Origin of the sequence: Oscillibacter sp. UBA6647 (assembly GCA_002455655.1) — a bacterium.
In the GTDB taxonomy this organism is placed as follows: Bacteria; Bacillota; Clostridia; order Oscillospirales; family Oscillospiraceae; genus Oscillibacter.
Genome location: DKLF01000162.1, coordinates 661 through 7309 on the forward strand (window position 1 = coordinate 661; position 6649 = coordinate 7309).

Annotated in this window: 7 protein-coding genes; 2 read left to right on the top strand and 5 right to left on the bottom strand. The window is 55.6% G+C overall.

All coding sequences use genetic code 11. The features are described from left to right. The 3 genes from B2W96_RS11545 to B2W96_RS11555 form a co-directional block, all read right to left on the bottom strand. On the bottom strand, positions 1 to 590 hold a 590-nt coding region (locus tag B2W96_RS11545), incomplete at its 3' end, for an ATP-binding cassette domain-containing protein (RefSeq protein WP_293010562.1). Between the two features lie 2 nt (positions 591 to 592). Beyond that, positions 593 to 1459 carry an ABC transporter permease gene (locus B2W96_RS11550; RefSeq protein ID WP_293010564.1) on the bottom strand — a complete coding sequence of 289 codons (867 nt, stop codon included), beginning with the start codon at positions 1457 to 1459 and terminating at the stop codon, positions 593 to 595. Positions 1460 to 1468: 9 nt separating this feature from the next. Next, the gene (locus B2W96_RS11555; protein WP_293010566.1) at positions 1469 to 2470 is read right to left on the bottom strand and encodes an ABC transporter substrate-binding protein; all 1002 of its coding nucleotides are present in this window, start codon (positions 2468 to 2470) and stop codon (positions 1469 to 1471) included. A gap of 311 nt (positions 2471 to 2781) precedes the next feature. Between B2W96_RS11555 and B2W96_RS11560 the strand changes: the two genes are divergently transcribed. After that, entirely contained in the window at positions 2782 to 3420 is a 639-nt protein-coding gene (locus B2W96_RS11560; protein ID WP_293010568.1) for a TrkA C-terminal domain-containing protein, read from the top strand. A 138-nt stretch (positions 3421 to 3558) separates the two neighbouring features. Here B2W96_RS11560 and B2W96_RS11565 read toward each other — a convergent pair whose 3' ends face one another. Both B2W96_RS11565 and udk read right to left on the bottom strand, forming a co-directional pair. Next, the gene (locus B2W96_RS11565) at positions 3559 to 4482 is read right to left on the bottom strand and encodes a LysR family transcriptional regulator (RefSeq protein WP_293010570.1); all 924 of its coding nucleotides are present in this window, start codon (positions 4480 to 4482) and stop codon (positions 3559 to 3561) included. 268 nt (positions 4483 to 4750) lie between these two features. Next, complete coding sequence (gene udk, locus B2W96_RS11570) at positions 4751 to 5368, bottom strand: uridine kinase (protein WP_293010572.1); 618 nt, start codon at positions 5366 to 5368, stop codon at positions 4751 to 4753. A gap of 238 nt (positions 5369 to 5606) precedes the next feature. Here udk and B2W96_RS11575 point away from each other — a divergent pair, with 238 nt between their 5' ends. Then, entirely contained in the window at positions 5607 to 6554 is a 948-nt protein-coding gene (locus B2W96_RS11575; protein WP_293010574.1) for an Ig-like domain-containing protein, read from the top strand. Positions 6555 to 6649: the final 95 nt, after the last annotated feature.

A 6649-nucleotide genomic window follows, 5' to 3' on the forward strand; every position in this document is an offset into this window, starting at 1 on the left:
TCCAGCGCGGAAAAGGGTTCGTCCATCAGCAGCACCTCTGGATCGTTGGCCAGCGCCCGGGCAAGACCCACCCGCTGACGCATACCGCCTGAAAGACTTCCGATCATGGATTCCTCCCAGCCCTCCAGCCCCACAAGGGCAATGGCCTCTCTGGCGCGCTTTTCCCGCTCTTCCCGGCCCATGCCGGACACCTCCAGCCCGTAGGCCACGTTGCCCAGCACATTCCGGTGGCTCATCAGTCCGAAGGACTGAAACACCATGGCCATCTTTCGCCGCCTGAATTCCCGAAGCTCCTGCTTGTTCAGCTTCAGAAGGTCCACTCCGTCAAAGGTGACGGAGCCGGAGGTTGGCCGGTGCAGGCGGTTAAAGCAGCGCACCAGGGTAGACTTTCCCGACCCGGACAGCCCGATGACGACAAAAATCTTGCCCCGGGGAATTTGCAGGTTAATGTCGTACAGCGCGGTGGTCACCCCGGTTTTTTTCAGGACCTCTGCCTTTTCAGTTCCCTGACCCAGCAGCTCCATGGCTTCTTCCCGACGGGTTCCATACAGCTTGGAGAGGTTCTTTGTCTCGATAATTATATCGCTCATCGTCATTCATCCCCCGATTCCTTCCGGCTCGAAAACCAGCCCTGTGTCAGGCGGTCCAAAAGAATGGCGAGAATGACCACTGAGCCGCCAGCCATAAATCCTCTGGAAATTTCCACCCGGTTGACGGCGATGAGCACCTCATTGCCAAGCCCCCGCGCTCCGATCATGGAGCAGGTCACCACCATGGACATGGCCATCATCATGGTCTGGTTAATACCCGCCATAATCGTGGGAAGAGCCTGCGGCATCTGGACCTTCAAAAGCATTTGCAGCTTTGTGGAGCCAAAGGAGCGCGCAGCCTCCACCACCTCGGCATTTACCTGCCGGATGCCAAGGCTGGTGAGGCGAATCACCGGCACCATGGCATAAATTACGGTGGCAATCACGGCGGAGGCAGAGCCCATGCCAAAGAAAATCACCGCCGGAATCAGATACACGAACACCGGCATGGTCTGCATCATGTCCAGCAGCGGCCGTGCCGTCCGGTTGGCCCGGTCGGAGCCGGAGAGAAGCACGCCGACAGGCAGCCCCAGTACCAACGCGATGATCACGCCTGCCAGCACAATGGAAAGCGTCAGGTTCATCAGGTCCCACAATCCCAGCGTTCCAATGACGCACAGCAAGACAGCGTATGTGATGCCGGAACGCAGGCTCTTATGCCCCTTCCAGCCAAGGAAAAACACCAGCGCAATTAAAACAAACCACGGAATATAGCCTAAAATCCAGTTGATCGCTCCCACAAAGCCGGTCAGCCCGGACTTGATTCCGTCAAAAAACGCGGAGTGTGAAGCGGCAAAGCCGCGCACGGCATTGTCTATGGCGTTTGTATCGATGTTGATTTTAAAGGGAAAATTAAACAGCCAATCCATGCACCCTCCTTATCCGATGGCCGCATACAGTGTATCGGCCTGCTCTGCGGTGAGCCAGGTTTCAACCATGTCGCGGTGCTCATTTAAAAACCACTTTGCCGCCGTCTTATAATCCGCGCCGGTTTCCTCGATATAGGCAAGGGCTTCGCTGGTCAGCGCGGAGGTGGTGTGATACTTGGACAAAAACGCCACATACTCCGGGTCGCTGTCATAAAAATCGTTGCTGGTGCAAATGGTGACCCGCACAGACGGGCACTGTGTCTTTCCCTCAAGAAACAGCTCCGGGTCATAAGGCTCATCCTCCAGCAGGACAAAGTCGTATTTACCCAGCAGCCAGGTCGGCTCCCAATAATAGGCCACCACCGGCTCTCCCCTGTCATACGCGGCGACCAGCACGGCGCTGGTGGCGGCGTCGGTGCCCGGCTCGATATAGTTATAGGTTTTGTCCAAGCCGTAGTACAAGTACTTTTGGTGAATAATCTGTGTAATCTCCCAGCCCGCAATTCCACCGTAGATAATCCCCTTGGAGGAATCCTCGGGGTCCTTAAAGAGGGAAGCATAGTCCTTGAGGTCCGCCACAGTCTTCAGGTTGGGCGCCATAGGCTCAATGCCCCGCTCCGGGTCCCCCTCGATGACATAGCGCGGCACATACAGCCCCTGCGCGTTATCGTCGAAGTTCACGCCCACCTCTTTAAGCGCACCCGCCTCAATATCGGCATTATAGTCCGGAAGGTTATCAGACCACACCTCCATGTGTACGTCGATCTCGCCCTTCTTCACCGCCTCATGTGTGATGGGCGTGCTGCCGGAAACCTCCGTCCACTGATAGCCGAACACCGCCTCGGCCACCGTTCCCGCCACGGCGTTGTGGAACAGGATAGAATCCCAGCCAACATCGGCAAAGCGCAGTGTTTTCGTCTGCTTCTGCTCCCCTGCTCCGCAGCCAACAAGGCTGCCGGCCAATACAATCATTGCCAAAAGCAATCCTGTAATCCGGATCGTTTTCTTCATAAACTATCTGACTCCTTTCTTGTACGTCACAATACTGACATTGCATATTATATCAACAAGTTGTCACTTTGTCAAACTGACATCTTAATTTTTGTATAAGTTGCCGGAAAAATAATGGTATTTTCTGGGGAATTTTTTCTTAAAATTGTAATGCTGCCAAGCAGTTCGAGATGCTAGGCGAAAATTTATTATTTCGCCGTCTCTCCGATTATACAGAAAGAGCAATTTATTTTGACGAAATCTAAACTTTGTGATAGACTGGCAGTATTGCGGCACAATCAATATTATAACGGAATTACGGTGAAATCATTATGGCAAGAAGCAAGGGGATTACCCTGCCTGTTTATCGAAAGATTGCGGTTACCATCGCTCAGGATATTGTGGGCGGAAAATATGTGGAGGGACAGAAGCTGTCCGGGCGCACAGTACTCTCCTCTCAGTACGGGGTTTCTCCGGAGACGATTCGCAAGGCGGTTCATCTTTTGGAGGATGTGGAGATTCTCGACATTAAGAAAAACAGCGGCGTGTGGATTCTCTCTTCGCAAAAGGCCGCTGAGTTCATTCAGGAAAGCCGGGAGCTGCAAAGCGCCGCCGACGTGAAGGGCGAGCTGCTCTCGTGGATGGAGCGCCAGATTGCCGAAACCTCCGCCGCCATGGAAAAGCTGCTGTTTGTCCTCAACACGGCGGGCCGTGCAGCGAAAAGCACACCCTTTGTGCCTTACGAGATTGCTGTGCCTGCCAATTCCCAGGTTGCAGGCAAGAGCATCAGCGGCCTGAACTTCTGGCACAAAACTGGCGCCACCATCATTGCCATCGAGCGGGGCGAGCAGATTATCCTCTCTCCCGGTCCTTATTCTTCCCTCTTGAGCGGAGATATTCTCTATATTGTGGGAGACGAACGAACACTTCTCTCTGCCATCCATTTTGTGACCTCTGCGAACGACGGATAATAGCCTCTTTTTATAAAAAAAGCGGCCTTTCTTGATTGGTTTTTCTGATAAAATAACGCAAACGGAGTGGAGGCCAAATGGCCTCCACTCCGTTTGCGCGCCGCTTTGGGCGGCGATTATTCCAATTTCTCCGGGCGGTTATTTTTCCGTTTCCTCCGGATAGGACCGCGCCTTCTCCGCCCCGGCCTGCACCATTTCCATAAACGCACCTGCCGCCGCCGTGGGGGCCACATCCACCAACGTGCACATCTCAACGCTGCGGGCAGGGATGGTGAAGTCGGTCTTCAAAAGCCGAATCTCCCCCGCACTCAGCGCATCCTGCACAAATTCCAGCGTCACGCCCGCCACGCCCAGACCGATCTTTGCCAGCGTCACCAGAAGGCTCCGGGAGCTCAGCTCGATTTCCGGCGTCAGCGTCACGCCGCAGCGGAGAAAATCCTGCTCCAAAAAGCCACGGGAGCTGGCCTTGCGCTCCAGCAAAATCAGGGGAAACGCCGCAATTTCCTCCCGTGTGTAAACGTGGTCGAAATCGCAGCCATAGCCGCTGCCCGCCACAAACACGCTGTGGGTGGAAAAACAGGGCCACGCCTCCAGCCGCTCCCGCTCCGCCGGGGTGGAGGCAAAGGCGATGTCCACAGAGCCGGAGCGCAGCAGGCTTAAAACCTTGGCGCTCCGTCCGCTGATAATTTTCAGTCGGATACCGGGATGAAGCCGATGAAATGACTCCAGATAGGGCGTCAAAAACTGGCCCGTCACGGTGTCGCTGGCGCCGATCACCAGCGTGCCCAGCATGAGCTGCTGGGCCTGAGAGAGCTTGTCCTCCCCCGTGGCCAAAAGCCCCAGCGCCGAACGAACATAGTCATACAGTAGCTGCCCTTCCCCTGTCAGGGAAACGCCCCGGGGACTGCGGGAAAACAGCCGCGCCTGAAGGGCCGTTTCCAACTGCTTGATGGACTGGCTTACCGCCGACTGTGAAATATAGAGATTTTTTGCGGCCACGGAGATGTTCCCCGCCTCCGCCACCTCTTTGAATACCCGATACAGCTCCAGCTTCACCGACATGACGCCTCCTCCTTTGCGTTTGGGACCTTTTTGAGACTGCGCTTGATTTTATGCCTTCCACCCCGGCGGCCCGTCCTTCTGGGCGCAAACCCGGGCGGTATTGCTTTTTTCGGTTTCCTGCCCGTTGAATTGTTATCATTATAAGGACTGCTGATGGTAATTGTAAATACAATATTTGTTAATTTTTTCGGTGAAGCGTTTTAAATGCGTAATTCCCGTCCAATGCCCGCAAAAAAAGGGACCCGCCTGATGGCGGGTCCCTCGTCTTCTAATTCCCGTTGATGTGAGCCTGAATGCGCTGAATCATCATTTCCAGCGCCACCAGATTGCGTCCGCCCCCCAGCACAATGATGTCGGCATACTTCCGGAAAGGCTCCACATACCGCTCGTGCATGGGCTTCACAGTGGTGAGATACTGCTTGACGACGGACTGGAGACTTCTTCCCCGGTCCTCCACGTCTCGCAGAGCGCGGCGCAGGATGCGCTCGTCCGCGTCCGTTTCCACGAAAATTTTAATGTCAAACATTTCCCGCAAGATGGGATTCTGAAAAATCAAAAATCCCTCCACAATGATGACCTTGGCGGGAAAAATTGTCACTGTTTGTTCGGTGCGGTTAAAATCTGTAAAGGAATACACGGGACACGCAATGGGTTCCCCCCGTTTCAGCGCCCGCAGGTGTTCAATCAGAAGGTCGGTGTCAAAGGCGCTGGGATGGTCGTAATTCTGGCGTGTCCGCTCATCTAAGGAAACGCCCTCCTGCAACTTGTAATAGCTGTCGTGGCCCACCACAGTCACGTCGTCCCCGAAATGCTCCTTCAGCCGCCGGGTCAGGGTGGTCTTGCCGGAGCCGGTGCCCCCCGCCACGCCGATTAAAATAATATCCATCGGGCTTTTCCCCCTCTCTGCGGGGGCATGCGCCGCCCGCCATTGGCAATTCCCCGCAAGGAAAACAGGGGAAGAACCTCAGAATATTATAGGGACGGCGACCCCAAAATGCAAGTGAAAACCACGGAAAAAAACGGAATTCCACAAAATTCGTCTTCATGGCCTTGACTGTGCAGGAAAAAACCGATATTATGTCAATTGATCATAAAAACACCCACCGCTCCGAAGGAGGATATTCATGGCCATGAAACGCTGCCCCGATTGCGGGGAAAAGTATTCCGATACATATAAGTGCTGTCCCTTCTGCGAGGAGGAGGCTGCGCTTTCAGAGGAGCGTCCCTTCCGCCGAAAGGGTACGCGGCGCTCCGCCTGCCGGAAGGAGCCAAGCATTTTGACCCCCCTTCTGGTTGTGGTAATTCTGGTGCTGGCGGTGACGCTGGGCTGGCTGTTCTTCGGCGACAGCATCAAGGAAAAGCTGGGCGGCGGCACAGAGCCGGGCGTCTCCTCCTCCGAAGTCGATTCATCTCAAAGCGGCGGTTCCTCCGGAGGTACCAGTCTGCCGGGGATCGGAGATTCCTCTGGGGATTCTTCTTCCTCTGCCGGTGAAGATCCGGGAAGCGTGATAGAGCCGGGAAGCGGAACGAAAACGGACCCCTCCGGGCTGACGGTGGAGCAGGTGGCGGCCCTGCCCGACACCCTGACCCTCTCCAAGACGGACTTTACCCTCCCAGTTGGGGACCCGGCAGTGAAGCTGACCGTTTCCGGCGGCAGCGGGAGTTATACCTGGTACAGCGAGGACGACGGAATTGCCTCCGTGGACGAAAACGGCACGGTGACGGCCATTTCTGCAGGAATCATCAATGTTTACGCCACCGACGGCACCGGAAAGGGTCTTTGCATCGTCCGGGTGCGGGCAGGCTCCGGTTCTTCCGGCAGCTCTGGGAACACCGTCACACCCTCCGGCGGCGACGTGAAGCTGAACCGGGAGGACTTCACCTTGGGCATAGGTGAGAGCTTCCAGCTCAAGAACACCGGAATCACCACCGCCCAGACCTGGTCCAGCAGCAACCCCGGCGTGGCCACTGTCAACGGCAGCGGGATGGTCACCGGCGTGTCCGCGGGCATGTCCACGGTCACCATGTCCTACGACGGGAACAGCCTGACCTGCATCGTCCGGGTGAAATAACAACGGATTCATTTTATAAAAAGCGCTCTCCGAGTCTTCGGAGAGCGCTTTTTTATCACACCGGCAACGCCGGGACATCAGATTTCTGCCCCATA